The organism is Kitasatospora sp. A2-31 (assembly GCF_022288725.1).
In the GTDB taxonomy this organism is placed as follows: Bacteria; Actinomycetota; Actinomycetes; order Streptomycetales; family Streptomycetaceae; genus Kitasatospora.
The window spans coordinates 240,739-266,913 of sequence record NZ_JAKNTA010000002.1 but is presented as its reverse complement, the minus strand read 5'-3'; the positions used below and the strand labels follow the sequence as shown (position 1 = coordinate 266,913).

The following is a 26,175-nucleotide window of genomic DNA, read 5'->3' as shown; positions in this document are numbered from 1 at the left end:
ATCTGCCGGCTGGCCCGGCGGAACAGTCTCTGAGCTGCACCGATGCCGCTCGGACGGGCGGGGCGCCGGCGCGGGTTCAGAAGTAACTGAGAGCTTGGGGTGCCATCGTGATCACTCCGGCGACCGTCGGCGTCGGCAGGAAGGAGATCCCGGATGACCAGCGTCGCCCCGCCACGCTCCGCGAACCCGGCGCATCGCGCGGCGCCGCGCCGTCCAGCCGCCGCCGGCCCGACCGCCGTGCTCGGGCTGATCGCCGCAGGCGCTCTGGGCGTCGTCTTCCTGTGGTGGACGAACACGTCCGCGGTCACCGGTGCGGCGGGGTGGCTGACCGGTGCGGGCCGGATCACCGGCCTGCTCGCCGGGTACGCGGCCCCTGTGCTGCTCCTGCTCATGGCCCGGCTGCCACCGCTGGAGCGCGGGGTCGGCGCCGACCGCCTGGCCCGCTGGCACGCTTTCGGCGGCCGTTGGCTGGTTTCCGTGGTGACCGCGCACGTGCTCACGATCGTCTGGGGCTACGCCCTGACGGACGGCCGCGGCCTGCTCGCCGAGGGCGTGGAGATCACGTTTCACTTCCCCGAGATGCTCAAGGCGACGGTGGCCACGCTCCTGATGCTGGGAACCGGCGTGGTCTCCGCGCGGGCGGCCCGCCGCCGGCTCTCCTACGAGGCCTGGTACTACCTGCATCTGGCGACGTACCTGGCGGTAGCCCTAGCCTTCGGACACCAACTGGCCATCGGCGCCGACCTCGGCGACGGCCCGGCCCGGGTCGCCTGGTACACCCTCTACCTGCTCACGGCGGCCCTGATGGGCTGGTACCGGCTGGTCCGGCCGTGGCTGCGCGACCGCCGCCACCGGCTCACCGTGACCGAGGTCCGGCCCGAGAGCCCCGGTGTGGTGTCCCTCTTCCTGCGGGGGCAGCGGCTGGACGAGTTGCGGGCGGAGCCCGGGCAGTTCTTCCGGCTGCAGTTCGACGCGCCCGGCCTGCGCTGGGCCGCCAATCCGTACTCACTCTCCGCACCGCCGCACCCGCAGTTCCTCCGCTTCACCGTCAAGGGCCTCGGCGGGCACAGCGCGGCCGTCGCCGCACTGCGCCCGGGTACCCGTGTCCGTGCCGAAGGTCCCTACGGGGCCTTCACGGGGCGGGTGCAGCGGTGCCGCCGCGTCCTGCTGGTCGGGGCGGGAGTGGGGATCACCCCGCTGCGGGCTCTGTTCGAGACGATTCCCGGCGAGGTGACCCTGGTACAGCGGGCCAGGTGCCCGGAGGACCTCCTCTTCCGGGGGGAGCTGGCGGAGATCGCCCGACGACGCGGCGGGCGGGTGTACGAGCTGGTCGGGTCGCGGGAACAGGTCGGCGACCTCGGGACGGCCCTCGCCCGGCTACTCCCCGGCCTCGCCGATCACGAGGTCTACCTGTGCGGGCCGGAGGCCATGGCCGAGGAAGCCGCGCGTTCACTGCGAGCCGCCGGAGTACGGCGGGGCCGTATCCACCGCGAGTCCTTCACCTTCTGATCCCGAGGAGCGCCCTCCATGCGCCGAGCCGTCGTCAGCAGCGCCGCCACCACGGCCGGAATCATCCTGCTGCTGTCCCTGAAGCCCCACCAGGCCGCCGGTCCGACGGCGGTCATCGGCTCCGGCGGGAGCAACACGCCCGGCGCCGCCGACCCGTCGGATGCGGCCTCGCCCTCCGCGGGTGCCGCAGGAGCGAACGGCGGGACGGGGCCGTCGTCGTCGGCGACCGGCTCGGGCGGGACGCGGAAGGTCACCGGCAACGCGGCGAACACCCGCTACGGACCGGTACAGGTCCAGGTGACCCTTTCCGGCAGCCGGATCACCGCCGTCGACGTGATCAGGTACCCGACGGAGGACCGTCGGGACCGGGAGATCAACGGCTCTGCCCTGCCGTTGCTGAACCGGGAGGCGATAGCCGCCCAGAGCGCCGCGATCGACGTGATCAGCGGTGCGACCTTCACCAGCGAGGGCTACATCCGCTCCCTGCAGAGCGCCCTCGACCAGGCCGGGCGCTGAGCCGCCGTGCTGCGCCACACCGAACCCGTCATGGGAACCGTCTTCTCGATCACCGTCCGCGACCCCTGCCCGGACACCCCCGCCGTCCTCCGGGACATCACCGACCGGCTGCATCACATCGACGCGGTCTTCTCCACCTACCGGGCAGACAGCGACATCAGCCGCCTCGACCGCGGCGAACTCAGCCCCGACGACTGCACCCCGGAGGTCCGCGAGGTGCTGGCCGCCTGCCGCGAAGTGGCCGAGCAGACCGACGGCTACTTCACCGAGCGGCCCGGCGGCCGCCTCGACCCCAGCGGCTGGGTCAAGGGCTGGGCGGTCGAGGAGGCCGCCCGGCTGCTCCACGCCGCCGGGTCCCGGCACTTCTGCGTCAGCGGCGGCGGGGACGTGCAGACCGCCGGCGGCCCGTGGCGGATCGGTGTCGCACACCCCCTGCAGGCCGGCCGGCTCGCCGCCGTCCTGGGCGGCAGCGGTCTCGCGGTGGCCACTTCCGGCACCGCCGAGCGCGGCCCGCACATCCTGGACCCGCACACGGGGCGCCCTGCGACCGGTCTTGCCTCGTTGACCCTGGTCACCGGCCCGGGCATCGGTATCACCCGCACGGACGCCTGGACCACCGCCGCCTTCGCCATGGGCCCGGCCCGTGCCCTCTCCTGGGTCTCCGGGCGGCCCGACGTCGAGGCCCTCGCCGTCCTGCCGGACGGCACCAAGCGCTGGACCGACGGCCTGCCCCGTCGCCTCCCGCCGAGCGGACCGGCCGACTGGTGCTGAGCTGCCGGCAGGCACGGCGACCTGTCGTGGCCCGGCCCGGTGACCGTGTGCCTTCCCGAACGCCTCGTCTCCGGTGGTCCGGGCAGGCGTACCGTGTCTGCTCGGGTGTCCGGTCGTCGCCCGTCCGGCCGGAGATGTCGGCGGCGAGGACGCGGGTCCGAACCCGTCCACCAGTACTGCGCCACTCGCGCTGATGCTGCCCGCCGGGCCACTGGACGCCCGCCGCCGGGACATCCTGCGGCGTGCTGCGGTTTCAGCCTGCACCGTCCGGAACCGCGCGGCGCGTCGGGCCTGCGGCTGCGGCGTCCGCCGGTCTCAGGTCCGGACGTGGCGCTCGATGTCCTCGTTGAAGGTGGCCAGGGCCTGCGCTGTGAGGGTGGGGCGTGTGGCGGCGATCGCCGCGAGGAAGTCGTCGGTCCCGGCGGGGATCCCGGCGCGGTGGGTGATCTCCTTCTCGAAGGCCTGCTGGGAGCCCTTGCGGGCGGCGTCCTCGATGTCGGCGGGGGTGAACATCTCGCTGGCGGTGACCAACTCGTCGAGATCGACCCGCTGTGCGGCGGGCCCGAGGTAGCGGCGCCAGATCGCCTCGCGCGCAGCGGAGTCGGGCGGGCCGACGGGGATGATGTAGTCGAAGCGGCCCGGGCGCAGGAACGCCGGGTCGAGGGTGCGCAGCGAGTTGGTGGCGCAGATGAGCAGCCGGTCGTCGTGGTCGCGGAACGCCGGGATGAGCTTGAGGAGTTCATTGGTGACACCGTGTCCGGGGTCGACGGCGGTGCCGGAGCGGGCAGCGGCGATCTCCTCGACCTCGTCGATGAAGAGCAGCACGTTGTCGAGTTCGGCCAGGTCTGCGAAGGCCTCGCGCAGGGAGGCCGCGAGAGCCCCGTCGGCGTCGGCGGCCAGGCGTGAGGGGAACAGTTCCACGAACGGCCAGCCCAGCCGTGAGGCGACCGCCTTGGCGAACGTGGTCTTCCCGGTTCCGGGTGGACCGAAGAGAATGACCGCTTTGGGGGGACGGACGCCGTAACGCTCGGCCACCTCCGGTTCTGCGAGTGGGAGCACGATCCGTTTCTCGATGGCGTCCTTGGCCGCGTGCATACCCGCGAGCCGCTCCCACAGCCCCCGCGGCATGACCCGGCCGCCGAGCTGGGCGAGCAGCCCCGCGTCTCCCGCACCCAGGTGTTCCAGCTTCTCGTAGTAGACCAGACCGGTCACCTGCCGGTAGCCGGAGTTCTCCAGGGCCGCCGTCCCGGTCGAGCCGGGGATGAGGACCGCGCTGAACCGCCGCACTCCCCGCACCCGCAGACGCTGTTCGATCTGAGCGATCAACGTGCTGCCCAGACCACGGTTGCGCCACGCTGCGGACAAGGCGACGATCATGATCCATCCGCGTTCGCCCTCGGCGCGGGCGACCGCCATGCCGACCAGCTCTTCCCCGACCAGTGCGACCACGGCCGGCTGGCCCCCGCGGGCCGCGGCGACGACGTCGGAGACCGGGAAGACGGGGAGGGAGAGGTCGGCTTGTCGGCCCTGGTCCCACAGCTGGATCGCCTGGTCCAGGTCGTCGTCGTGGAAGTCTCGCAGATGCCACACCGGCACGGCTTCCTCCTCGTCTTCCCGGGCCCCGGTACGGCCCCGGTGCACCGTGGCCGCGAAGCCTGTCCCTCGTCCTGGCCCCCTCGCGGCCATTGTCCGCGCCGCGGTCGCGGCGGGCGACCAGAACCCCTCTGCTGGCATCGGCAGGCGTGAGCGGGGGCCGGGCGAGGGGCGTTGCCGGTCGGCTCCTCGGCCCAGACCACGGCGGGCCGGGCGGCCAGGGCGCGGGCGATGGTGACGCGTTGCTGCTCGCCACCGGAGGGTTCGCTGGGCCGGTGCGAGACCCGGCGGCCGAGCCCGACCCGTTCGAGCATCGCCTCGGCGCGGGCCCGGGCCTCGCGCGGCGGCGTTCCGGTGAGCAGCAGCGGGAGTTCGACGTTCTCGGCGGCTCTGGAAGACGAAGCCCATCGCCCGCGCCCGGTGCTCGGTGCTCGGTCCGCTCCGCGTCGGACATGGCGGACAGGTCGCGGCCGTCCACCTCGACCCGGCCGGCGTCGATGTCCTCCAGGCCGGAGAGGCAGTTGAGCAGGGTGGTCTTGCCCGATCCGGAGGAGCCCATCACCTCGGCGACCGGCGCTCGCGGGCGGACACCGACAGCCGCGGCCTCCGCCGGCCGACCGGTCGGGAGCCGGCGGTGCGCGGCACGGCGCCGGGTAGCTGCGGCTGTCGCGGCTCTTCTTCCGGGTCGTCGACGTGGTGCGCCTCCCGTCCGTACTGTCAGGCGGGCGCGGCGAGCCGGAACTCGACTCCCACCACTCCGGGCACGGAGCGCACCAGGCGTTCCATGACGGGCGCGGAGACGGTGTCGGGCAGGTCGCCGGAGAGGGTGATCCGGCCGTTCTCGGAGCGGACGTCGGTGTCCACGGCGGCGAGCGGGCCGAGGGTGGCGACGAGTTCGAAGCGGACGCGGTCGGCGAGTTCGCGGTCGTCGCCGAGGTAGACCTTCAGGAGGTCGCCGCGGCTGACGATGCCGACCAGGTAGTCCTCCTCGTCGACGACCGGGAGCCGCTTGAGGTGGCCGCGGGCCATCGCCCGGGCGGCCTCGTTGAGCGGGCTGCCAGGGTGCACGGTGACCGCGGGGACGGACATCATCCGCCCGGCGGTCAGGGCGTCCGCGCGCTCGCCGTCCCGGGCCCGGGCGGTCAGCAGGTCGGCGTCGGAGACCACGCCGATCACCCGGCCGTCGCCGGTCAGCACGGGGATGGCGCTGACCTGCCAGCGCTGCAGGGTCTCGGCGACCTCGCGGAAGTCCGCGTCGCGGCCGACGGCGACCACGGCGTGGGTCATCACGTCGGCGACGGTGCTCGGCGTGCTGGTCATCATGGCCTCCTACGACGCCGCGTGGTAGGCGCGGGGGTGTTCGAGCCGGGACTCGGTGTCGTCCTCGGCCCAGTCGAGGGACGCATGGACGGCGACCACACCGTCCACAGCGCGGCAGAGCCGTTCGGCGATCGGGATCAGGCTGCGGCGCGGCAGCCTCCCCTGCAGCGTGACGACCCCGCCCTGCACGGCCACCCGGACGTCACCGGGGGCGAGCCAGAGGGTCTGTCCCAGCACGTCGTGGTTGATCTCCTCCCGGATGGCCGCGTCGTGCCGAAGGAACACCTGCAACAGGTCCCGGCGGCTGACGATGCCGACCACGCGGCCGACCTCGTCGACCACGGGCAGCCGCTTGACCTTGTGCTTGTCCATGACGCGGGCGGCCTCGGGGACCGACCAGCCGGGACGGGCGGTGACGGCGGGGCTGGTCATCAGCCCGCCGGCCGTCTCGGCCTCGGCGCGGGCGCGGTCCTTCGCGTCCAGCCAGCGGCCCGGGTAGCGGCCCTCCGGGTCGGGCAGCACGGCCGCCTTGCGGATCAGGTCGGCCTCGGACACCATGCCGAGCGGCCGCCCCTGCTCGTCGAGGACCGGGATCGCGGTGATGTCGTTGCGGTGGAACAGCGCCGCGATCTCCTTGAACGGCGTGTCCGGCCGGGCGGTGACGACTTCACGGGTCATCACGTCACTCACACTGCGGTGCTGCATCGCCCTCACTCCTCCTCGAACGGGCCCGTGGGGGAATCCCCGTCTTCACTCTCCACCCGCCGCACGCCCCAGGCACAGGGTCCATCGGGCCGACCAGCGGCCAATGGGCCCAGTGCGCCTGGGCACGGTGGCTCCGGCGGACATGGCGCGCCCCTGTGTGCCGGGGCTGGGTCTGCCGGCCGTACGGTCAGTTCGCCAAGCGCACGGACTCCCGCGGCACCGGCGGCGAGCGCCTGGCCGTCCACGTCGCCCGCGACGACGGGCTGACCGGTACCTCACCGCGGGTGCTGGCCCACCGGCGCGCCCTGGTGGAGAGCCTCGGCCGGGCCGGCACGCGGTCTCCGGCGACGACCCGGCGCAGGCGGTCCTGGCGGTCGCCCGGCAGGTCAACGCCACCCAGATCGCCATCGGCGCCACCCGCGGGCAGCCGCCTCAAGGGCCTGTTCAGCCGCGGAACCGGGGAGTCCATCAACGAGGGTTCCGGGGACGACATCGACGTCTACGTGGTCACCCACTCCGAGGCCGCCCACGGCCACCTCCTGCACCGCCGTCGACCACCCGGGAGCGACGGCTGACCCATTTCGCGGAAGGTGGTGACGGTTGCCGTCGACCGCACCGGGAGGGCAGTGCTCGCTGCGCAGGTGTCGGCGCTCAGGCGCGCGGCGGTCCACCACGCCCGGCGGTACCGACAGCGGCCGGGACCAGCGAGGGGGCGCCCGACGCAGGGAGCCGGACGGTCGGCACGACCCGCGATCTCCACGGTAGCCGTACCGCCCGACGTCCCCGTTGGCGTCGCCGTGCGCCCCTCCCCCTGTTTCCACTGGCCGCCCAACCATCCCCGGGGGAACCCGCCGGGGTCGGGGTCCGGCGAACGGTTCGCCGCCAGGCCCCACGCCCGAGCGGCGAACCGTTCTTCGCAGCTCACGCTAGGTGCGGCCGACCCTCCGTGCACCCGCCCTGACGCTTCCTTGACGTGGTCGAAGGCCGTCTTGACGAAGCCTTGGCGGTAAGCCCTTGTCCGGCCGTGGCCTTCGTTCCGCCCGTTGCACACGTCCTTCGTCGGGGCAGGCTGTCCGCCGCTCCATCGCCCCGAACCGACCCCGGTGTCGCCCTGCCCACCCACCACCCGAGGTCGCCGTCGGCCACCTCACTGGCCGGTACGCCCCGAGGGTGACCCGCCCGCTCGGGGCATCCACTGGCCGGCGTGACCAGGCAGTCCGCGTCGCAGACGTCGCGTGTTCCTGTTCAGGCGCCCACGGGCTCTCAGCGGGGTCGCGTCGGCCGCCACCGGGGGGACCATCCCCGCGCGAGCGGGGAGCAGCTGCGCGCTTTACTTCTTCGCCGTCTGGACTGGGGACCATCCCCGCGCGAGCGGGGAGCAGGACGAGCCACCGCTACGACTGGCCGTGACGTCGGGACCATCCCCGCGCGAGCGGGGAGCAGTGCACGGTGCCGAGCCAACCGTCACGCAGCTCGGGACCATCCCCGCGCGAGCGGGGAGCAGTAGTACCCGGCGTTGACCAGCGCCATGGCGGCGGGACCATCCCCGCGCGAGCGGGGAGCAGGCCAATGCGGTCGGCACCGCGGTCCTGCCTGTGGGACCATCCCCGCGCGAGCGGGGAGCAGCGCGTCGAGATCCAGCTCGACACCGACTCGGCGGGACCATCCCCGCGCGAGCGGGAAAGCAGGCCGACACCGGGCGGCCTCCGGGATCTACCCGGGACCATCCCCGCGCGAGCGGGGAGCAGATCACGAGCGCGAACCAGTCGGTGGGGCCGCCGGGACCATCCCCGCGCGAGCGGGGAGCAGATCGGGGTGACCGTCGCCGGGTTCCCGGAGCAGGGACCATCCCCGCGCGAGCGGGGAGCAGCGACAGTCCGTGTCCTGCAGCCGGGCACCACGGGGACCATCCCCGCGCGAGCGGGGAGCAGCTTGCCGAGCCCGGCGGCCAGGCCGGTGGCCAGGGACCATCCCCGCGCGAGCGGGGAGCAGAACTGCAGGTTGCCGGCCGCGTTGGGGTTGACGGGACCATCCCCGCGCGAGCGGGGAGCAGTAGCCGGTACGCCGGTTCGGGTAGGCCTTCCGGGGACCATCCCCGCGCGAGCGGGGAGCAGCGCGGGTGTCCGGCGGATCCCGGACGGTGGTTGGGACCATCCCCGCGCGAGCGGGGAGCAGGACCAGGCCGGCCACGGCAGCCACGGCGGTCAGGGACCATCCCCGCGCGAGCGGGGAGCAGCGCGTGCCCGTGGAAATCTCGGCCCGAGAGGCGGGACCATCCCCGCGCGAGCGGGGAGCAGGGAATGAGCCAACTGGAGCCTGCGTAGGTCAAGGGACCATCCCCGCGCGAGCGGGGAGCAGTACGCGAGATGTTCACCCAGGGCGGGTGGACCGGGACCATCCCCGCGCGAGCGGGGAGCAGTAGTTCGAGGTGAACACGGTCGGCTTGCAGGCGGGACCATCCCCGCGCGAGCGGGGAGCAGATCGCGGCGGTCTCGGTGGGTCTCGGTTCCGAGGGACCATCCCCGCGCGAGCGGGGAGCAGCAACAACAGTCGGAGGTCGCCAGCCGAGAGGGGGGACCATCCCCGCGCGAGCGGGGAGCAGCGCGGCGTTCCATCCGGCCATGCCGGTGCCGAGGGACCATCCCCGCGCGAGCGGGGAGCAGACTCGCCGACCTGCGCTTCTATCGGAACCTGCTGACGCTTGGTGCCACTTCCAGCAGTCTACCCATATAGGACATAGCGAACATGTCTAACTTCCCTCTACTCCAACACCCGCTATCAGCAACCCCCCAAAGCCATCGCCACATCACGGCGCCGCCGCAGTCCCAGGTCACGCTCCGCCGGCATCTGCCAGCCCACCGGCTCGTCAGGATGGAGCTACTACAGGCGCATTACGGCAAGCACTGCTACGCAGAGCGTCATTGCTACGCCAAAAGCCTTGCCCGCTGATCTCAGCGCCTCCAGGTTCGACCGGCCTTCCTTGACCAACCTCAGGGCGGCTACCAAGCCGACAGCGACTGAGGTGACAAGCGCCAGAGCCAACAACACCAGCACTGGAACAACCGGGGGTGCAGCGGACAAGGGGCCACTCCATCCATGCGCGCCGCAAGGAGAAGGTGCAGGGCATCTCACCCCGCGCAGGCGTTCATCAAAGGGATTGACGTACCGTCAACTCTTTCCAACGCCACTCTACCTAATCATCGAGGACTACCAGTAAGCCATTCGACAAGGCCCGGAACAGCAAGGTGCCGGGCTGCGATCAGCAGCCCGGCACGGCAACCCCGCGCGAGCGGGGAGCAGGTTAACTGGCAACCCTCGATGAGGATCATCCCCACATGGGGAGCAGGCCCTCAGGCTACGCCTCCCCTCACGCCTTGGTCGCGATCCGGTCAACCTGCCTCCAAGGTCGACCCATTCCAATCAGCTCCGGCGCGGCCGCGCACACATGCCCCTGGCCGCCACACGTAACGAAGCCTCACACCACCAAGGCGCAAGACAAGACCGCCCCTCGGGAAGAACCAGCGGCAGCAGCGGACGGATTGTAGCGGCCGCCTCCCGATCTCGGGGAAGTTTGGATTACCTTGGAACTCCAGGGACTTCTTGCGCTAGCGTTCTCTCCATGGCCGAGACCATCGATGAGCTCGAAGCGCGGCTGGCGGACCTGCGGGTACGCCTGCGAGAGGCAACCCGCGCCCGAGACAAGGGCGCTGCCACCCGGATCCGCCGGGAGATGCGCCAGGTCGAGGAGGCATGGGAGTCCGCACTCAATGAGGACGACGCTGATCAGCACCCGCAGTTCTCGGAGGACGCCGACCGCAACCCGACCACTCAGGTCCTCGAAGCCGCCGCCACCGCGCCGGCCGAGGCCCGATCCCCTGCGTCCCGTCTTCCGACCGGCATCCCGGCTCGGGAACAGGCGCATCAGGCGCTGGCGATCCTAGGAGCGCCAGCCGCACCGAAGTTGATCGCCGCCACCTACCAGGCGTTCTTCACCGACCCGTTGATTGTCACCAAGCTGGCGTCGCTTCGGCGTGACGAGGAACGGTCTTTCGCCTCCCAGGGACACACCCGCCCGTACTACATCTGCGCCGCGCTCACTCATGACCGTTTGGCCGCCGCCCGCGGGCTGCTCGCGGTGTCGACCTGGCCGCTGGACCGACGCATCGTCGGACCGCTCAGTCCCCGTACCGATTTCCTCACCCACGCCGTCGGCGTGGCCGAGCAGATCCAGCGCCTGGAGACCGCCGGGCATCACCCCGGGGAGTACGCCTGGCGTCTGCTGCGACGCTTCGCCTTCAACATCCCCGGCGCCTACGAGTCGGGGGAACCGGACCCGGCCCGGGTGATCGCGGCAGCTCGCAACGAGTCCACCGTGCATCACGAGGCCGACGCCGCCGAACGCACGGCGGCAGCGGTTCGAGCTCGATCCCAACTCACCGACGTCCAGCAGCTTTTCGGCGCCCCGCTCCAGTCGATGGACCGGCGCACCGCTACCACTACCTCCTGACCACCCCGTCAAGGACCACACTCTCCCGACACCGCCATCGATCTTCCCTGGCATCGGGACGACTCAAGAAACCCACCATGCCCCTGCCTCCCTCCGGCGTGCCCGAGGACCGGCTCGCCCGACTGCGCGGTCCCCTGCCACCCAAGCCTTACGACGCGCGCAAGATCACTGCGCTGACCACCAATCCAGGCTGCGACCGCCGCGCTGTCCTGGACGCCGCCGGCGTCGACAAGGCCGCACTCGCCCGTCGCATGGGCTTCGACCCCCGATTCGGCCAGTCCCCGTTTGCGATCACCCGTGGCCTCGCGTTCGAAGAGCTGGTCAAGCGGGACGGCCATGCCGAGCTGTTCCGGCTGCTCCGCCAGCAAACCGGAGCACCCGTCGCCGAAGCGGCGGTGACCGACCTCAACGATGTCGGAGGCAATGCCTCGCTGGCGGTTCGCCAGAAGGAATCCGCCCGACTGATCGAACGAATGGCCGCAGGCGACGCCGATCGGCTGATCCTGGACCACCCTGTTCTCACCTTGGAGGTCGCGGGTGGCACGGCCTATCTGGAGCCCGACGCTCTCACCCACCGAGTCGGCGGTCGCTTCCACCTGGTGGAGATCAAGTCGTTTCCGGCCATCGACGGCGTGGCCGATCCCCTGGACGTCGCGCAGGCCGCCAAGCAGGCCGCGGTCTACGCGATCGCGCTGCGCCGTGCCTTCGCAGCGGCCGGCCACGATCCCGATCTCGTCGCCGACCAGTTCTTGCTGGTATGCCCGAAGGACTTCGGCAACCGCCCGTACGGTCGCCTCGTCGATCTGCGGCAGGAGCGTGACACCATCGCCTTCCAGCTGGAGAGGCTGCGCCGGACGGCCGACCTGATCGTATCGCTGCCCGCAGAGGCGACCTTCGACGCGAGCGACGAATCGAACCGTAGTGCAGACGAGTTGGCTTCGTCCGTCTCGGCACTCGATGCGGCCTATTCGCCGGGATGCCTGTCCTTCTGCGAGATGGCCCGCTTCTGCCGTGAGGAGGCGGAGCGGTGCGCGTTGCCGGCGCGGTTGGGCAGTGGCATGCGCAACGTCATGCCGGGCCTGGACTCCACACGGACGGTGCTCGCACATCTGGGGGACGCATCGGGGCAGGCCGTCGATCCCGGGCAGGCCGAGGTGCTGGACCATCTACTCCGGGCCGAGCGCCTGCGTCGGAGCCGTCAGGGGAACGCCGCATGAGCGTGATGATCGAACTGGCGAGGCTGCGGGCGACGGCCACCGGTAGTGCCGAGCCCATTGCCACCGTGCGCCATGTCCACCTGGAGTCGGATCCGTTCGTCCTCGTTCCGCTCACCATGGCCGGTGAGGCCTGCGCACCGCTGGCCATGCTCGCGGGCAACAACCGCTCCTCACCGACCCTGCTGTCTGTCCATCAGCCACGGGACCGTACCGAGCGGTTCGGATTCGTCGAGCGTCTTGCCAAGCTCGTGCTTCCCTACCTCGCGGCGCTACTGGTCGACACTGAGTCCTACGTGTCCGGGTCGGCGAAGGAGGAGCGGCGCCGGGCACTGCGAGGTCCTCAGTTGATCGTCCCTAACGGCGAGGGCATTGGATGGCTGAGGCAGCTCGGCCGCCTGACCCGGCTACGGGCCACCGATGGGCCGTTCGCCGTGTCGCCCGATGTCGTGCTGCTGGGCAAATGGTTGACCTGGTTCACGGATCGCTCCGAGGTTCCGGGCACCGCCGTGCTGATGGCCATGACCCGTGTCTTGACCGAGCACTGGGCCACGGGCCAGAGCAGCGCCGAGGACTCCCATCTGGCATCGGTCCTGGCCTGGATCGATCCACCCGCCGGCCGGAGCGGCGCCGCTGCCGCCCGCGACGCCGAGGATCCCGCCATTGGCCCGCCGGCAGGACCCGCCACCGACCCGGTCTTCGACGCCACGACCTTGCAACGTCTGATGACCGGGTACGACGAGGCGACCAACGACCGGACCCGGCAGGCCTTCGCCAGGGAGATGGACCGGGAACTCGAAGGGCAGATGATGCCGACCTGGGAGGCGGTCTGGCGCGGGATCGAGTTGCTGCAGGAGCTCCCCGAGGGCGGCCATGTGGCCGACCGCCGGCAACGGGACCGTGCGGAGTTCTCCGCCTACGGCACGTACTTGATCGAGGACGGCCGTCCTCAGGGCCGCCGCGACCAAGCGGTGGGGGCGGCCCGCAGGCTGGCACGTCTGGAGGAGGCCGAGCAGCTCTACCAGGTGGAGCGGGCCTTCGACGATCCCCTCGTGATGGCCGAGCACGAGCTGAGTGGGGAGGCGTTCACCGGCGTGGTGGTCGACCGGGCCCCGGATCGGCTCGACGACTCGGGTGCGCGCCCCAAGCGCCGGCCGACCGTCACCCTGCGCGTTGCCGAGCTGCCGCGCGTCGAGGTAGGCGTCGTCGTCCGCTCCCCCACCCGCCGAGCACAGGCAGCCGAGGTCAAGGCGATCACCGCAGCCGGCACAGACGATTTCGATGTGCTGCTGGAGATCACCGGTGGCCTGGGACGCGGGTACCGACAACCGCTGCCGCCCGGTGCAGTGCCCGAGCTCGGCGAGGAGCTGACCTTCACCACCCTCGACCCGGCACAGCAGCCTTCACGGTTTCCCTCCGCCGAGAACACGCCGTGGACCCACGGAGGTCCACCGCAACCGTACGAACCGACGGCAGACGACGCCGAGGAGGTCTGGGCATGACCACTGTCGCAGGCACCGATCCTGCACCGGGCGTGCGTGCCGACCTGGCCGTCGCCGGAATCCTTACCGAGCTCGACACGGGTACCGGGCGTGGCGTAATCGTGGACTCCCCCCCGGGAGCCGGAAAGTCGACGCTGGTCGTCCGCGCCACGGGCCATCTGACCGCGGCCGGGCACCAATTGATGATCGTGGCGCAGACCAATGAACAAGTCGACGATCTCACCGACCGCATCGCCCGCGAGCACCCCGAACTACCTCTGGGCCGGCTGCACAGTTCCACGGTCGCGCTGCCCGAACGGGTCGCCCGCCATCCGCAGGTCAGCGGAAGCACCCGGATCCAGGCCTTGCGGCACCTTCCGGTCGTCCTGTCGACGGCGAAGAAGTGGTCGTACGTCAGCCCGGACACCTGCGAGCCGTGGCAGTGGGCGATCGTGGACGAGGCCTACCAGATGCGGTCGGACGCCCTGCTGGCGACCGCGCCGCTGTTCGACGGGCCGGACGCTCGCGTGCTGCTCGTCGGTGACCCCGGGCAGCTCGACCCGTTCTCCACCGTGGAGACCGACCGATGGCGCGGCTTGAGCTGGGACCCGTTGCTGAACGCGGTGGACGTCACCCTGTCTCACAGCCCGGACCTCGCACGGCACCAACTCCCGGTGTCCTGGAGGCTTCCCGCGAACGCCGCGCCGCTGGTGCAGGAGTCGTTCTACCCCTATTACCCGTTCGAGTCCGGCACCGGCCCCGGGGACCGGAGGCTGAGCTTCGCCACCTTCCCGCACCAGACGTCCCACGTGGACGACGTACTGAGCCGCGCCGCCAATTCCGGGTGGGGATATCTGGAACTCGAGGCCCGCCACACCCTCGACCATGACCCCGAAGTCGCCGAGGCTCTGGCCGCCACCGCCGCGAGGCTGCTGGAACGCGGTGCGCTCACCGACGGTTCCCTCCTCGTAGAGGACAGGATCGCCATCGGAGCGGCCCGTACCCTCCAGGTGAACGCCGTCCGGAGGGCGCTCGCCGAGCGAGGCCTCAGCCGGATCACCGTGGACACCGCGAACCGACTCCAGGGACGCGAGTTCGACGTGACCCTGGTGTGGCACCCGCTGTCCGGACGGCGGGATCTCAGCGCCTTCCACCTGGAGGCCGGCCGCCTGTGCGTGCTGTTGTCCCGGCACCGCTACGCCTGCATCGTGGTCGCCCGAGCCGGGATCCGCGACGTCCTGGACCGGCATCCGACCACCCGGCCTGTGCATCTCGACGTGAAACCGAAGTTTCCCGACGGCTGGCGCGCCCACCAGAGCACCATGGCCCACTTGGAACGGGCCGAGCACCGGATCAAAGCGATCTGACCGTAACCGTACGGGCGGCGTGCCTCACGCGGTGCGCCGAGGAGAGAGCCATGGAAGACAGCACGACCGGATGTCCCGTTGAGAGCCTGTCCGAGGCCGCGAGGACCGTCTGGGCTAAGTACGAGAAGGACGACGGCGCCTGGTTACCGCTGTGGCGGCACATGGCCGACAGTGGCGCCGTCGCTGGGATGTTGTGGGATCGCTGGTTGCCCGACCAGGTCCGCCGCCTCGTCGCCCAGGCGATGCCGTGCGGGGAGGAGGACGCCCGCCGTCTCGTGGTCTGGCTGGCGAGGGCCCACGACATCGGCAAGGCCACGCCGGCGTTCGCCCACCAGGTCGACGTCCTCGCTGAGCGGATGCGGGCGACGGGCCTGACGATCGGGCCCAGTCACCTACTGAACGCCGAGCGGAGGACCGCTCCGCACGGGCTCGCGGGCCAACTGCTGCTCCAACGGTGGTTGGAGGAACGGCGCGGGTGGCCGCGGCTGGCCGCGGGCCAATTCGCGGTGGTGGTTGGTGGTCATCACGGAACGCCACCGGATCATCCCCAGATCACCGCACTCAGGGACCGACCCGAGCTGCTGCACGGCGCCGGCTCGGCGGAGCAGCCCTGGTGCAGCGTCCAGGACGAACTCCTCGATCGTTGTGCGGACCGCGCCGGTGTGGCAGACCGGCTCGCGGACTGGCGGCAGGGGAAGCTCCCGCAGACCGTCCAGGTCCTGGTCTCCGCCGTGGTGATCGTCGCGGACTGGATCGCCAGCAACCGGGACCTGTTCCCGTACCTTCCTTCCGAGAACTTCGACGGCACGGGCAGCGACTCCGCGCGAGCCGACACGGCCTGGAAACGGCTGGGCCTGCCCGGCCCGTGGCGTCCGGCCCAACCGCCTTCCGATCCCGTGGAGTTGTTCAAGACCCGGTTCGAATTACCTGATGATGCAGAGCTGCGGCCTGTTCAGGTCGCGGCGGTACGCATCGCGCAGACGATGCCGGAACCGGGGCTGATGATCATCGAGGCCCCGATGGGCGAGGGCAAGACCGAGGCCGCGCTGGCCGCTGCCGAGGTGTTGGCCGCCCGTACCGGCGCGGGCGGCGTGTTCTTCGCCCTGCCAACCATGGCCACCAGCAACGCGATGTTCCCGCGCCTGCTGACCTGGTTGGACCGGCTGCCCACGTCGGACGGGCAGCGGCTGTCCGTTCTGCTGGCCCACTCGAAGGCCGCGCTGAACAAGGACTTCGACCGGCTGCGGGCCGGCTCGCGGGCAGGCCGAGCGCGGTCCTGCCCCGTCGGGGTGGAAATCGACGGTGAACAGACCCTGCCGCGGCCGGGAGCCAACGTACGGTCGTCACCCGCCGAGCTGGTGGCGCATCAGTGGCTGAACGGTCGGAAGAAGGGCATGCTCGCGTCGTTCGTCGCGGGCACCATCGACCAGTTGCTCTTCGCCGGGCTCAAGAGCCGCCACCTCGCCCTGCGCCACCTCGCGCTGGCAGGGAAAGTTGTGGTGATCGACGAGGCGCACGCCTACGACGCCTACATGAACTGCTACCTGGACCGCGTCCTGGAGTGGCTGGGGGCGTACCGGGTGCCGGTGGTGGTGCTCTCCGCGACGTTGCCGGCGGCGCGGCGCTCGGAGCTGGCGGCCGCGTACGCGGGCGCCTCGGCGCAGACCGCGGAGTATGCCGCTCTGGCTGCGGCCGACGGGTACCCGCTGATCACCGCGGCCGCGCCAGGCCGGTCCCCCGTACAGGAACGGCCCGACGCCTCGGGCCGGGGCACACACGTCGTGGTGGAACGAGTGGCGGATGATCTCGGTGTCCTCACCGACCGGCTGGCCGTGGAGCTGGCCGACGGCGGCTGTGTACTGGTGGTCCGCAACACCGTCGCTCGTGTGCTCCGCACCGCGTGGGCCCTGCGCGAGCGTTTCGGGGCCGAGGCCGTCACCGTCGCCCACGCCCGGTTCGTGGATCCCGACCGGGCGGTGAAGGACGCGGACCTGCTGGCCCGTTTCGGACCGCCGAAATCCGCCCGCATGGACCGGCCGACCAACCACATCGTGGTGGCCAGCCAGGTTGCGGAGCAGTCGCTGGACGTGGACTTCGACCTGCTGGTCACCGACCTCGCACCGATCGATCTGCTGCTCCAGCGGCTCGGCCGCCTGCACCGGCACCAGCGGGACCACCGACCGGCGAGGCTGCGGACCGCCCGCTGTCTGGTGACCGGAGTGGACTGGGACAGCCCGGTACCTCTCCCGGTACCCGGTTCCCGGAAGGTGTACGGCCTGTACACGTTGCTGCGGTCGGCCGCCGTGCTCCAGCCGCATCTGAATGGTGAGGTGCTGTGCCTGCCGGAGCACATCAGCCCGCTCGTCCAGCACGCGTACGGGACCCGGCCGGCCGGGCCTGGGCACTGGATCGAGACGATGGACGAAGCCCGGCAGCGCGAGGAGAAGCAGCGGGACGAGAAGGAGGACCGCGCCGAGGTCTTCCGGATCGCCGCAGCGGCCCGACACGGGCGCCCGCTGACGGGGTGGCTTTCAGCGGGAGTGGGCGACGCCGACGACACCCGGGCCGGTCGAGCCCAGGTCCGCGACAGCCAGGAGAGCATCGAGGTCATCGCGGTGCAGCAGCTGCCCGACGGCTCTCTGCGCACGTTCCCCTGGCTGGAGGACGGACGTGGCGGACTGGCACTGCCCCAGCATGCGGTGCCGTCCGCCCGTGCGGCCCGGGCAGCCGCGGCCAGTGCTCTGCGGCTGCCGCTGGAGCTGTCCAACCTCGCGACCATCGACCAGGTGATCGCCGAGCTGGAGCGGTTCTGCCCGCCTGCCTGGCAGTCCAAGGACAGTCCCTGGCTGGCCGGAGAGCTGATTCTGCCCTTTTCGATCGACGGTCGGGCACGGCTGGCGGGGTTCGACCTCTCCTACAGCCGGTCCGACGGACTGGAGGTACACCGTGACACGTGACGACGGGCGGAGCGGCCCGAGCTCTCCGCCACCGTTCGACCTGACCGCGGAGCCCTGGTTGACGGTCCAGCTGTTGAACGGTGGGGAGCGGGAGGTTTCGCTGCGCGAGGTGTTCGCGCAGGCCGGCACGATCGCCCGGCTGTCGGGCGATGTCCCCACACAGGACTTCGCCCTGCTACGACTGCTGCTGGCCATCCTGCACGACACGCTGGAGGGGCCGGCGGACGTCGAGGAGTGGGCTCAGCTGTGGGAGGCGGAGGATCCGTTCGCCGCCGTGCCCGAGTACCTGGACGAACACCGTGCGCGCTTCGACCTCTGCCACCCTGCCACGCCGTTCTTCCAGGTCGCCCGTCTCAGCAACGGGAAGGACGAGGTCTTCCCGCTGAACCGGCTGGTCGCGGACGTACCCAACGGCGACCCGTTCTTCACCACCCGCTTCCCCGGTGTGGAACGGCTGTCGTTCGCCGAGGCAGCGCGCTGGCTGGTGCACGCGCACGCGCACGACACCGCCGGCATCAAGACCGGCGTGCTGGACGACCCACGGGCCAAGGGGGGCAAGGCCTACCCGCTGGGCACCGCCTGGGCAGGCATGCTCGGCGGCGTCACGGCCGAGGGCACGTCACTCAAGGAAACCCTGCTGCTCAACCTGATCGCCGCCGAGGACTTCCCACCACCCGGCCGCGCACCGGACCTCCCGGCGTGGCGACGCGAGCCGGACGGCCCCGGCGAGGGCGACCTCCGCCACCGCCCCACCGGGCTGTGCGACCTGTACACCTGGCAGTCCCGGAGGGTGCGGCTCCAGGCCGACCACGACGGCGTCTTCGGCGCCCTGCTCACCTACGGCGACCCGCTCGCCCCCCGCAACAAGCAGAAACTCGAACCGATGACCGGCTGGCGGCGCAGCCGGACTCAGGAGAAGAAGCACGGCGAGCAGTTGGTCTACATGCCGCGCGAACACGACCCCGAGCGTGCCGCCTGGCGCGGCCTGGCAGCGCTCCTGGGAACCGACACCCGTCCCCAGGAGACGGGTGCACGCGGGGAACCGGCCGAGGCCCTGCAGCCCGGTCTGGTCCACTGGCTGGCCCGCCTCCGCAACGACGGCGCGCTGCCCGACGAGAAGATGGTGCGGTTCAGGACTTACGGCACCGTCTACGGGACCCAGCAGTCGGTGGTCGACGAGATCGTGGCCGACGAAGTCACCATGGCGGTCGTCCTCCTGGGCGAGTCCGACCGCCGCTTGGGTGTTTGCGCCGTGGACGCCGTGGCCCGGGCCGACGACGCGGTGGACGCCCTCGGCCGGCTCGCTCACGACCTCGTGCTCGCGACGGTCGCCAACGACAAGCGTCGGGTCCAGGGCAACGACCGGACGGTGGCGGAGATCTCGCAGGACCAGGCCCGCGATCGCGCCTACGGCGAGCTGGACGGCCACTTCCGCACCTGGCTCGCCGCCATCCGGCCCGGCAACGATGTCCAGGAGCTGAGCGCGACCTGGCAGACCACGGTACGCCGGGAACTCCTACGCCTCGCCAGGGAACTGCTGGCAGCCGCCGGGAACCGGGCCTGGACCGGACGGACGGTGAAGCTCAAGGACGGCGGTGAGCAGTGGATCAACTCCGCCTCTGCCGAACGGCGGTTCCGCCTCGCCCTGACCAAGGCACTGCCACACACCCGTCCGGCCCCACCTCCCGCCATCCCCGACGGCGCCGCGACCTCCGTACGCGCCAACTGACCCGAGAGGCTCCACATGACCCTCATCCCTCCCCAGAGCGGGGAGCGCGCCACATCCCTCACCGTGGTCGGCACCATCGCCGGTGAAGAGATCGCACGCCTGCAACGCGGGTACCTCGACGGCCGCTCGGACGCGACGGCTGCCCTGGCCCGGCTGCGGCGCGGCGCCGGGCGGGACGCTGCCGCCGTGCCCGACCTTTGGGGCCTGCTCGATCTCGCACCCCTCCACGAAGCGGCTGACCTGCACCAGACCCGGGCGGAGGACGCGCTCTACACCGCGCTGACCCTTTGGTCCGTGCACCAGCAGTCCCAGCGGAGCCCGATGCACCGTCGCGGGCAGGAACTGGGCGCAGCCGTCCGCCGACTGATGAAGCCGGGCGAGATCGACCAAGCGATCCTCAAGCGCTTCACCCGTGCCGGAACCGCGCCCACGCTGCCGCTGCTGGCGGTGCGGCTGCGCGAGATCGTCACGCTCCTGCGCCGCGACGAGATCGGTCTCGACTACGCGCTGCTCGCCGACCAGCTCTATAGGTGGCAGTTCCCGGGTGCGGCCGACGGAGTCCGGCGCTCCTGGGGCCGTTCCTTCGACGCGCACCGGCGGAGCAACGAAGCAGACAGTCCGGTCGCAGCGCCGGACGATGCCTCCACCGCCACCCCCTGACACAACCGAACGACGTCCGCCCCTTCCCACAGATCCCATGCGAGGAAGCATCATGACCAGCCGCACCATCGTGGAGATCCACGCGCTCCAGACCGTCCCGCCGAGCAACATCAACCGGGACGACACCGGGGCCCCGAAGTCCGCCGTGTACGGTGGTGTCACCCGCGCCAGGGTTTCCAGCCAGGCCTGGAAGCGCGCCACCCGCGAGCACTTCAACAAGGGACTCGACCCGAACGAGCTCGGTGTTCGCACCAAGCAGGTCGCCGAACTGCTGGCGCAGCGGATCGCCACCAAGCGCGAGGACCTGGCGGGCGCACCGGCCACGGCCCTCGCCGTCGAGATCCTGCAAGCCGCCACCGGAGCGAAGATCGAGCCGCCCAAGCGCAAGAGCGCCAAGTCGGCCGGGGGCGATGACAGTGCCGGTGAGGCCGCGCCGCAGTCCTCCTACCTGATGTTCCTGAGCGACCGCCAGCTCGACGGTCTGGCCGACCTCGCCGTCGAAGGCTCGGCCGACATCAAGGCGTTCCTGAAGGAGAAGGAGAACAAGGACCGGTCGAAGCGAACCGCGAACACCCGGCATTCGGTGGACATCGCCCTGTTCGGCCGGATGGTGGCCAACGCCACCGACATCAACGTCGACGCGGCCGCCCAGGTCGCCCACGCGCTGAGCGTGCACCGGGTGGAGAACGAATCGGACTACTACACGGCTGTGGACGACCGCAACGCCGCCGACGAGAGCGGCGCCGGGATGATCGGCACCGTCGACTTCAACTCCGCAACGCTGTACCGGTACGCCGCCGTGGATGTGGACCGTCTCCACGACAACCTGGGCAAGGGCCTCGACGAGAACGCCTCCCCGGCCACTCCGGTGCGGCGCGCCGTCGAGGTGTTCCTGGACGGGTTCATCTCCTCCTTGCCGACCGGCAAGATCAACGCCTTCGGCAACCACACCCTTCCGGACGTCGTGATCGTCAAGCTTCGCTCCACCCGCCCGATCAGCTTCGTCTCCGCCTTCGAACGCCCTGTCACCAGCGACGAGTTCGGTGGACACCTGGAGCCCGCCTGCGAGCGCCTGGTCGACTACGTCCCCGAGATCGAGCGCGCCTACGGAGCGGAGGACACTCTCACCTGGGTCCTGCGCGTCGGCCCGGCCACTCGCAAGCTCGCCGACCTCGGCACCGAGGTCTCCAGCATCAAGCAGCTCACCGCTCTGGCAAGCGCGGCCGTCGCCGAGCGGCTGGAGAAGCACGGATGAGCGTCCTGACGCTCCAGTTGGCCGGCCCCCTGCAGTCCTGGGGGGCCACAGCCCGCTTCGCCCGCCGTACCACCGAGAACGCCCCGACCAAAAGTGGGGTGCTAGGCCTGCTCGCCGCCGCCCTCGGAATCGCCCGGGACGCCGATACGGAGCTCGCCGAGCTCGCGCGCCTTCGGTTCGGCGTACGCATCGACCAACCCGGTAGCCGCGTCAGGGACTTCCAGACCGCCCACGACCTGGACACCGAGGAGTCCATGCCCCTCTCGGAGCGCTTCTATCTCGCGGACGCCGTCTTCATCGCCGCCGTGCAAGGCGAGGACGCGCTCGTGGAGCGGCTATACGAGGCACTGCGCCACCCCGTGTACCTGCCCTACCTCGGCCGGCGTTCCTGCCCGCCCGCCCGGCCGGTCGAGCTCGGCACGCATCCGGGCGACGACCTGACCGGTGTCCTTGGTGCCGAGCCGTGGCGGGCCGCCGAATGGTACCAGCGCCGGCGCAGCCGTGAGCAGGACGTCTCGCTGACCCTCCTCAGCGAAGCTCCGGCCGGTATGGCGTCATCCGGTGCCATGCTGCGTGACCAGCCCCTCAGCTATGCCCCCCGGCATCGCCGGTACGCGCTTCGCCCGGTCCACACCTCCGCCGTCACCGTCCGCAACCCCCATGCTCGAGCACCTCACACCATCCCGTCGCATGACCCGACCAGCCACCTGGACCTCGTCTGATGTACCTCACCCGATTCCGGCTCAACGCCGCGCGTCCCGGCGCCCGGCGGCTCATCTCCTCACCGCAAGCCCTGCACGCAGCGGTGATGTCCTCCTTCCCCGACCTCCTGCCCAACGCGACCGGCCAGCCCAGGGTGCTGTGGCGCCTGGATCGCAACGCCGCAGCCGAACTGCAGCTGTACGTGGTCAGCGCCGGCCGCCCCGACCTGACCCACCTGGTGGAACAGGCCGGTTGGCCCGCGGCCGCGGCCTCCGGCACCCCCGGCTGGCAGACGTACGGCTACGCGCCCTTCCTGGACAGGCTCGACAAGGGCAGCGCCTGGAACTTCCGGCTGACGGCGAACCCCGTGCACAACGTCCGCGTACGCGACGGCCAGCCGGTCAAACGGACCGCCCACGTCACCGCCGGCCACCAGATCAGCTGGCTGCTCGACCGCCAGGAGGCAGGGGGCTTCCGCATCCAGGAGAAGCCGGTGGAACGCCGGCACACCGAGCACGGGGACGCCCACCAGATCGTCGTCCGCGACCAGCGGTCGCTGGAGTTCCGCAAGGGCGGAAGCAACCAACCCGTCACCATCAAAGCCGTCACCTACGACGGCCGGCTGGAGGTGACCGACCCCGACGCCCTGCGCAGACTCCTCACCCAGGGCCTGGGCAAGGCCAAGGCCTACGGCTGCGGCCTGATGACGCTGGCACCGGCCCAGTAGACACCGCCAGCCCGACCCCGATCACATCGCACCCTTCAGGAGCACGCGCCCGTGAGTGCCGGTCGCAGACCCGCAAGCACCCCGTCGGAGCTGGCCCGCGCCGGCGACCGGCTCTCCTTCGTCTACCTCGAACGCTGCATCGTCCACCGCGACGCGAACGCGATCACCGCCGAGGATGCCGAAGGCACCACCCATATCCCGTCCGCAACGATCGGCACCCTGCTACTCGGGCCAGGTACCCGCATCACCCACCAGGCCATGAGCCTGCTCGGCGAGACCGGCACCGGAGTCACATGGGTAGGTGAACACGGCGTGCGCTACTACGCCGGGGGCCGAGCCCTGTCCCGCTCGGCCGCCCTCGCCGAGGCACAGGCCCACTGTTGGGCCAACCGCCGCACCCGGCTCGAGGTCGCCCGGTCCATGTACCGACTCCGCTTCCCCGACGAGGACGTGAACGGACTGACCCGCCGCGAACTCCTCGGACGCGAGGGCCGACGCGTCAAGGACTGCTACCGCAAGAACGCCGAACGCACCGGCATCCTCTGGCGTGGGCGCCACTACACCCCTGGTGACTTCACCTCCGGCGACCCCGCCAACCAGGCCATCACTGCGGCTTCCCAGGTGATGTACGGCATCAGCCACGCCGTCGTCACCGCCCTCGGCTGCTCCCCGGCACTGGGATTCATCCACTCCGGCCACGAGCTGTCCTTCGTCCTGGACATCGCCGACCTCTACAAGACCGAGATCGGCATTCCGGTCGCCTTCGATGTCGCCGCCTCCGCTCCTGACGATGCCGGGCCGTCCACCCGACGTGCACTGCGCGATCGGATCTACCGGCTGCGCCTGCTCGACCGCGTCGTCGACGACATCAAGGGCCTACTGACGGCAGGCGGCCACAACGATGCGGCAACCGACATCGACCGGGTGACCGTGCAGTCCGACCACGACGCCCACCTGGCAGCCGGCTTCAACCAGGACGAGGGAGCAACCTGGTGACCGTCATCGTCCTGACCAACTGCCCAGCAGGACTGCGCGGCTTCCTCACCCGCTGGCTTCTGGAGATCTCTGCCGGGGTCTTCATCGGCACCCCGTCCGCTCGCGTCCGCGACCTTCTGTGGACCGAGGTCAAGGCGTTCGCAAGCCAAGGTCGAGCCCTACTGGTTCACAGCTCCGACACCGAGCAGGGATACACGTTCCGCACTCACGATCACTCGTGGCAGCCCAAGGAGCACGAAGGTCTCACCCTGATCCACCGCCCCGCCACGCCCCCACCGACCACCGCTACCAACCCGAAGCCCGGCTGGAGCAAAGCCGCCAAACGCCGCATGGCCAAGCGCTGACACTGACCGACCAACAGGAGAGCCTGCCACATGAGTAACATGCCCGAATTGCCCGACCCGCTGGAAGTTGTCAAAAACAGCGCTTCTTCCTGACAAAGCCCCAGGTCAAGAAGTCTGCTCCCCGCTCGCGCGGGGATGGTCCCTTCTGGCGGGCTTCGCGCCCCTGTGGGGTTCGCTGCTCCCCGCTCGCGCGGGGATGGTCCCCGGATCACGTCGCGCCGGAAGTCGGCGATCTGCTGCTCCCCGCTCGCGCGGGGATGGTCCCCAGCTGGAGCTGTTCGCCCTTGCCTGAGGCAACTGCTCCCCGCTCGCGCGGGGATGGTCCCCCGGCGGCGGCGCCCGCCTCCCAGATCACGCGCTGCTCCCCGCTCGCGCGGGGATGGTCCCATGAAGGTGATGCGGTGGTTTCCGCTGCCGCCCTGCTCCCCGCTCGCGCGGGGATGGTCCCGGCTGGAAGGTGGAGATCACCGAGGGGCTGACCTGCTCCCCGCTCGCGCGGGGATGGTCCCGGCTACGACTTCTCCAACCCGCCGTCGGAGGTCTGCTCCCCGCTCGCGCGGGGATGGTCCCCGGATCGAGCCGAACATGCCGGTCACCGCCTACTGCTCCCCGCTCGCGCGGGGATGGTCCCGACATCTCCAAGCGGCTGGTCGGCGCGGCTGGCTGCTCCCCGCTCGCGCGGGGATGGTCCCGGGAGCCCTTTCCGGCTGCTGCTCATAGATTCCTGCTCCCCGCTCGCGCGGGGATGGTCCGGCCGTGGTGGCGAACCGTCCGTTCATCGTCGGCTGCTCCCCGCTCGCGCGGGGATGGTCCCCGCTACGGGCGCATCCTCCTGGCGGAACTGCTCTGCTCCCCGCTCGCGCGGGGATGGTCCCCCGCGGCGAAGCACGATGAGGAGACCGAGGCTCTGCTCCCCGCTCGCGCGGGGATGGTCCCGTGAGCGTCAACGTCACCAACCGCAACCGCTGCTGCTCCCCGCTCGCGCGGGGATGGTCCCCCGGTGGAGGGCAGCTCGTAGGTGGGGGCGTCCTGCTCCCCGCTCGCGCGGGGATGGTCCTCTCCAGACGCTCGCCGCACTCCACGCACAGCCCTGCTCCCCGCTCGCGCGGGGATGGTCCAACCCCGCCCTCGGCGGCCTGGCGCTGCCCGGGTCCGGGTACTGCTCCCCGCTCGCGCGGGGATGGTCCCGGACACTCAAAGGGGGCACCCGACGGCGCGTCCTGCTCCCCGCTCGCGCGGGGATGGTCCCAGAGCGGACTGCCACGCAGCGAGATATGCCTTCTGCTCCCCGCTCGCGCGGGGATGGTCCCCGGTACTTCCAGCCGTCCCTGGTCCCGGTGTCCTGCTCCCCGCTCGCGCGGGGATGGTCCCTTCTCCCGGGCCTGTGCGGCCCGCTCTCCCTTCTGCTCCCCGCTCGCGCGGGGATGGTCCCCAGGGCGGCCGGCTCTCGGCCGTGCCCCAGAACTGCTCCCCGCTCGCGCGGGGATGGTCCCGCTGACCGAGTGGGTGCGGGTGCTGACGGACACTGCTCCCCGCTCGCGCGGGGATGGTCCCAGCTTGTCCTTCTTCGCGTCGGTGCCGGCTTCCTGCTCCCCGCTCGCGCGGGGATGGTCCCTGCGGCCTCCCTCTGTGATGCGACCAGGCCACCTGCTCCCTGCTCGCGCGGGGATGGTCCCGAGGGCAACAGCCTCGGCTACACCGACTGGTCCTGCTCCCCGCTCGCGCGGGGATGGTCCCGACTTGGTGGCCGCCGTCGCCGGCAAGGGACCCTGCTCCCCGCTCGCGCGGGGATGGTCCCTGCGGACTCGTCACTTCCACTCTC

At 71.2% G+C, this 26,175-nt stretch carries 19 protein-coding genes, 2 pseudogenes and 2 CRISPR repeat arrays (1 of these 23 only partly in view); of the genes and pseudogenes, 16 read left to right on the top strand and 5 right to left on the bottom strand.

Going from position 1 to position 26,175, the window contains the following annotated elements:
* Positions 1–153: 153 nt before the first annotated feature.
* Genes MCM47_RS06095 through MCM47_RS06085 form a run of 3 tightly spaced genes read left to right on the top strand, consistent with a single transcriptional unit; the run spans position 154 to position 2,796 of the window.
* A complete protein-coding gene (locus tag MCM47_RS06095; RefSeq protein ID WP_238859278.1) occupies positions 154–1,509 on the top strand; it encodes a ferric reductase-like transmembrane domain-containing protein in 1,356 nt (451 codons plus the stop codon).
* A gap of 18 nt (positions 1,510–1,527) precedes the next feature.
* Positions 1,528–2,025 (top strand): FMN-binding protein, encoded by a 498-nt coding sequence (locus MCM47_RS06090; RefSeq protein WP_238859277.1) that lies wholly within the window; start codon positions 1,528–1,530, stop codon positions 2,023–2,025.
* 30 nt (positions 2,026–2,055) lie between these two features.
* A complete protein-coding gene (locus MCM47_RS06085) occupies positions 2,056–2,796 on the top strand; it encodes an FAD:protein FMN transferase (protein WP_238859275.1) in 741 nt (246 codons plus the stop codon).
* Positions 2,797–3,111: 315 nt separating this feature from the next.
* On the opposite strand, the gene MCM47_RS06080 is transcribed toward MCM47_RS06085, so the two are convergent.
* The 5 genes and pseudogenes from MCM47_RS06080 to MCM47_RS06065 form a co-directional block, all read right to left on the bottom strand.
* A complete protein-coding gene (locus MCM47_RS06080) occupies positions 3,112–4,392 on the bottom strand; it encodes an ATP-binding protein (protein ID WP_238859273.1) in 1,281 nt (426 codons plus the stop codon).
* Positions 4,393–4,580: 188 nt separating this feature from the next.
* Positions 4,581–4,766 (bottom strand): annotated as a pseudogene (locus MCM47_RS43985) (ATP-binding cassette domain-containing protein); the annotation flags it as partial.
* Between the two features lie 77 nt (positions 4,767–4,843).
* Positions 4,844–4,948 (bottom strand): annotated as a pseudogene (locus MCM47_RS43980) (ATP-binding cassette domain-containing protein); the annotation flags it as partial.
* A 158-nt stretch (positions 4,949–5,106) separates the two neighbouring features.
* The gene (locus MCM47_RS06070; RefSeq protein WP_238859271.1) at positions 5,107–5,709 is read right to left on the bottom strand and encodes a CBS domain-containing protein; all 603 of its coding nucleotides are present in this window, start codon (positions 5,707–5,709) and stop codon (positions 5,107–5,109) included.
* Positions 5,710–5,718: 9 nt separating this feature from the next.
* Positions 5,719–6,414 (bottom strand): CBS domain-containing protein, encoded by a 696-nt coding sequence (locus tag MCM47_RS06065; RefSeq protein ID WP_238859269.1) that lies wholly within the window; start codon positions 6,412–6,414, stop codon positions 5,719–5,721.
* A 155-nt stretch (positions 6,415–6,569) separates the two neighbouring features.
* Between MCM47_RS06065 and MCM47_RS06060 the strand changes: the two genes are divergently transcribed.
* The 13 genes from MCM47_RS06060 to cas2e all read left to right on the top strand — a co-directional run bounded on the left by MCM47_RS06060 (position 6,570) and on the right by cas2e (position 24,353).
* A complete protein-coding gene (locus tag MCM47_RS06060; protein ID WP_238859267.1) occupies positions 6,570–6,989 on the top strand; it encodes a hypothetical protein in 420 nt (139 codons plus the stop codon).
* Positions 6,990–7,706: 717 nt separating this feature from the next.
* Positions 7,707–9,077: direct repeats of the CRISPR family, unit length 29 nt; unit sequence GGGACCATCCCCGCGCGAGCGGGGAGCAG.
* 956 nt (positions 9,078–10,033) lie between these two features.
* Entirely contained in the window at positions 10,034–10,921 is an 888-nt protein-coding gene (locus MCM47_RS06055) for a hypothetical protein (protein ID WP_238859265.1), read from the top strand.
* A gap of 77 nt (positions 10,922–10,998) precedes the next feature.
* A complete protein-coding gene (locus MCM47_RS06050; RefSeq protein ID WP_238859263.1) occupies positions 10,999–12,138 on the top strand; it encodes a hypothetical protein in 1,140 nt (379 codons plus the stop codon).
* On the top strand, positions 12,135–13,637 hold the full coding sequence (locus MCM47_RS06045; RefSeq protein ID WP_238859261.1) for a hypothetical protein: 1,503 nt from the start codon (positions 12,135–12,137) through the stop codon (positions 13,635–13,637). Before MCM47_RS06050 ends, MCM47_RS06045 begins: the two co-directional genes overlap by 4 nt.
* The gene (locus tag MCM47_RS06040) at positions 13,634–14,983 is read left to right on the top strand and encodes an AAA family ATPase (protein ID WP_238859259.1); all 1,350 of its coding nucleotides are present in this window, start codon (positions 13,634–13,636) and stop codon (positions 14,981–14,983) included. Before MCM47_RS06045 ends, MCM47_RS06040 begins: the two co-directional genes overlap by 4 nt.
* 50 nt (positions 14,984–15,033) lie before the next feature.
* The gene (gene cas3, locus MCM47_RS06035; protein WP_238859257.1) at positions 15,034–17,940 is read left to right on the top strand and encodes a CRISPR-associated helicase Cas3'; all 2,907 of its coding nucleotides are present in this window, start codon (positions 15,034–15,036) and stop codon (positions 17,938–17,940) included.
* Entirely contained in the window at positions 17,930–19,669 is a 1,740-nt protein-coding gene (gene casA, locus MCM47_RS06030; protein WP_238859255.1) for a type I-E CRISPR-associated protein Cse1/CasA, read from the top strand. The genes cas3 and casA overlap by 11 nt, the downstream gene beginning before the upstream one ends.
* A gap of 15 nt (positions 19,670–19,684) precedes the next feature.
* A complete protein-coding gene (gene casB / locus MCM47_RS06025) occupies positions 19,685–20,329 on the top strand; it encodes a type I-E CRISPR-associated protein Cse2/CasB (protein ID WP_238859254.1) in 645 nt (214 codons plus the stop codon).
* Positions 20,330–20,381: 52 nt separating this feature from the next.
* Positions 20,382–21,584, top strand: coding sequence for a type I-E CRISPR-associated protein Cas7/Cse4/CasC (gene cas7e / locus MCM47_RS06020; RefSeq protein ID WP_238859253.1), 1,203 nt, complete (start codon positions 20,382–20,384; stop codon positions 21,582–21,584).
* Complete coding sequence (gene cas5e, locus MCM47_RS06015; protein ID WP_238859252.1) at positions 21,581–22,306, top strand: type I-E CRISPR-associated protein Cas5/CasD; 726 nt, start codon at positions 21,581–21,583, stop codon at positions 22,304–22,306. Before cas7e ends, cas5e begins: the two co-directional genes overlap by 4 nt.
* Positions 22,306–23,013 carry a type I-E CRISPR-associated protein Cas6/Cse3/CasE gene (cas6e, locus tag MCM47_RS06010; RefSeq protein WP_238859251.1) on the top strand — a complete coding sequence of 236 codons (708 nt, stop codon included), beginning with the start codon at positions 22,306–22,308 and terminating at the stop codon, positions 23,011–23,013. The genes cas5e and cas6e overlap by 1 nt, the downstream gene beginning before the upstream one ends.
* Positions 23,014–23,064: 51 nt before the next feature.
* Entirely contained in the window at positions 23,065–24,009 is a 945-nt protein-coding gene (gene cas1e / locus MCM47_RS06005; RefSeq protein WP_238859250.1) for a type I-E CRISPR-associated endonuclease Cas1e, read from the top strand.
* Entirely contained in the window at positions 24,006–24,353 is a 348-nt protein-coding gene (gene cas2e, locus MCM47_RS06000) for a type I-E CRISPR-associated endoribonuclease Cas2e (RefSeq protein WP_238859249.1), read from the top strand. Before cas1e ends, cas2e begins: the two co-directional genes overlap by 4 nt.
* A gap of 114 nt (positions 24,354–24,467) precedes the next feature.
* A CRISPR array of direct repeats spans positions 24,468–26,175; the repeat unit is 19 nt; unit sequence CTGCTCCCCGCTCGCGCGG; it runs 637 nt beyond the window's last position.

Excerpts from the sequence above, each read along its gene's own strand:
- MCM47_RS06095 (WP_238859278.1), top strand. The coding sequence starts at position 154 with ATGACCAGCGTCGCCCCGCCACGCTCCGCGAACCCGGCGCATCGCGCG.
- MCM47_RS06090 (WP_238859277.1), top strand. The coding sequence starts at position 1,528 with ATGCGCCGAGCCGTCGTCAGCAGCGCCGCCACCACGGCCGGAATCATC.
- MCM47_RS06085 (WP_238859275.1), top strand. The coding sequence starts at position 2,056 with ATGGGAACCGTCTTCTCGATCACCGTCCGCGACCCCTGCCCGGACACC.
- MCM47_RS06070 (WP_238859271.1), bottom strand. The coding sequence starts at position 5,709 with ATGACCAGCACGCCGAGCACCGTCGCCGACGTGATGACCCACGCCGTG.
- MCM47_RS06065 (WP_238859269.1), bottom strand. The coding sequence starts at position 6,414 with ATGCAGCACCGCAGTGTGAGTGACGTGATGACCCGTGAAGTCGTCACC.
- MCM47_RS06055 (WP_238859265.1), top strand. The coding sequence starts at position 10,034 with ATGGCCGAGACCATCGATGAGCTCGAAGCGCGGCTGGCGGACCTGCGG.
- MCM47_RS06050 (WP_238859263.1), top strand. The coding sequence starts at position 10,999 with ATGCCCCTGCCTCCCTCCGGCGTGCCCGAGGACCGGCTCGCCCGACTG.
- MCM47_RS06045 (WP_238859261.1), top strand. The coding sequence starts at position 12,135 with ATGAGCGTGATGATCGAACTGGCGAGGCTGCGGGCGACGGCCACCGGT.
- MCM47_RS06040 (WP_238859259.1), top strand. The coding sequence starts at position 13,634 with ATGACCACTGTCGCAGGCACCGATCCTGCACCGGGCGTGCGTGCCGAC.
- cas3 (WP_238859257.1), top strand. The coding sequence starts at position 15,034 with ATGGAAGACAGCACGACCGGATGTCCCGTTGAGAGCCTGTCCGAGGCC.
- casB (WP_238859254.1), top strand. The coding sequence starts at position 19,685 with ATGACCCTCATCCCTCCCCAGAGCGGGGAGCGCGCCACATCCCTCACC.
- cas7e (WP_238859253.1), top strand. The coding sequence starts at position 20,382 with ATGACCAGCCGCACCATCGTGGAGATCCACGCGCTCCAGACCGTCCCG.
- cas5e (WP_238859252.1), top strand. The coding sequence starts at position 21,581 with ATGAGCGTCCTGACGCTCCAGTTGGCCGGCCCCCTGCAGTCCTGGGGG.
- cas6e (WP_238859251.1), top strand. The coding sequence starts at position 22,306 with ATGTACCTCACCCGATTCCGGCTCAACGCCGCGCGTCCCGGCGCCCGG.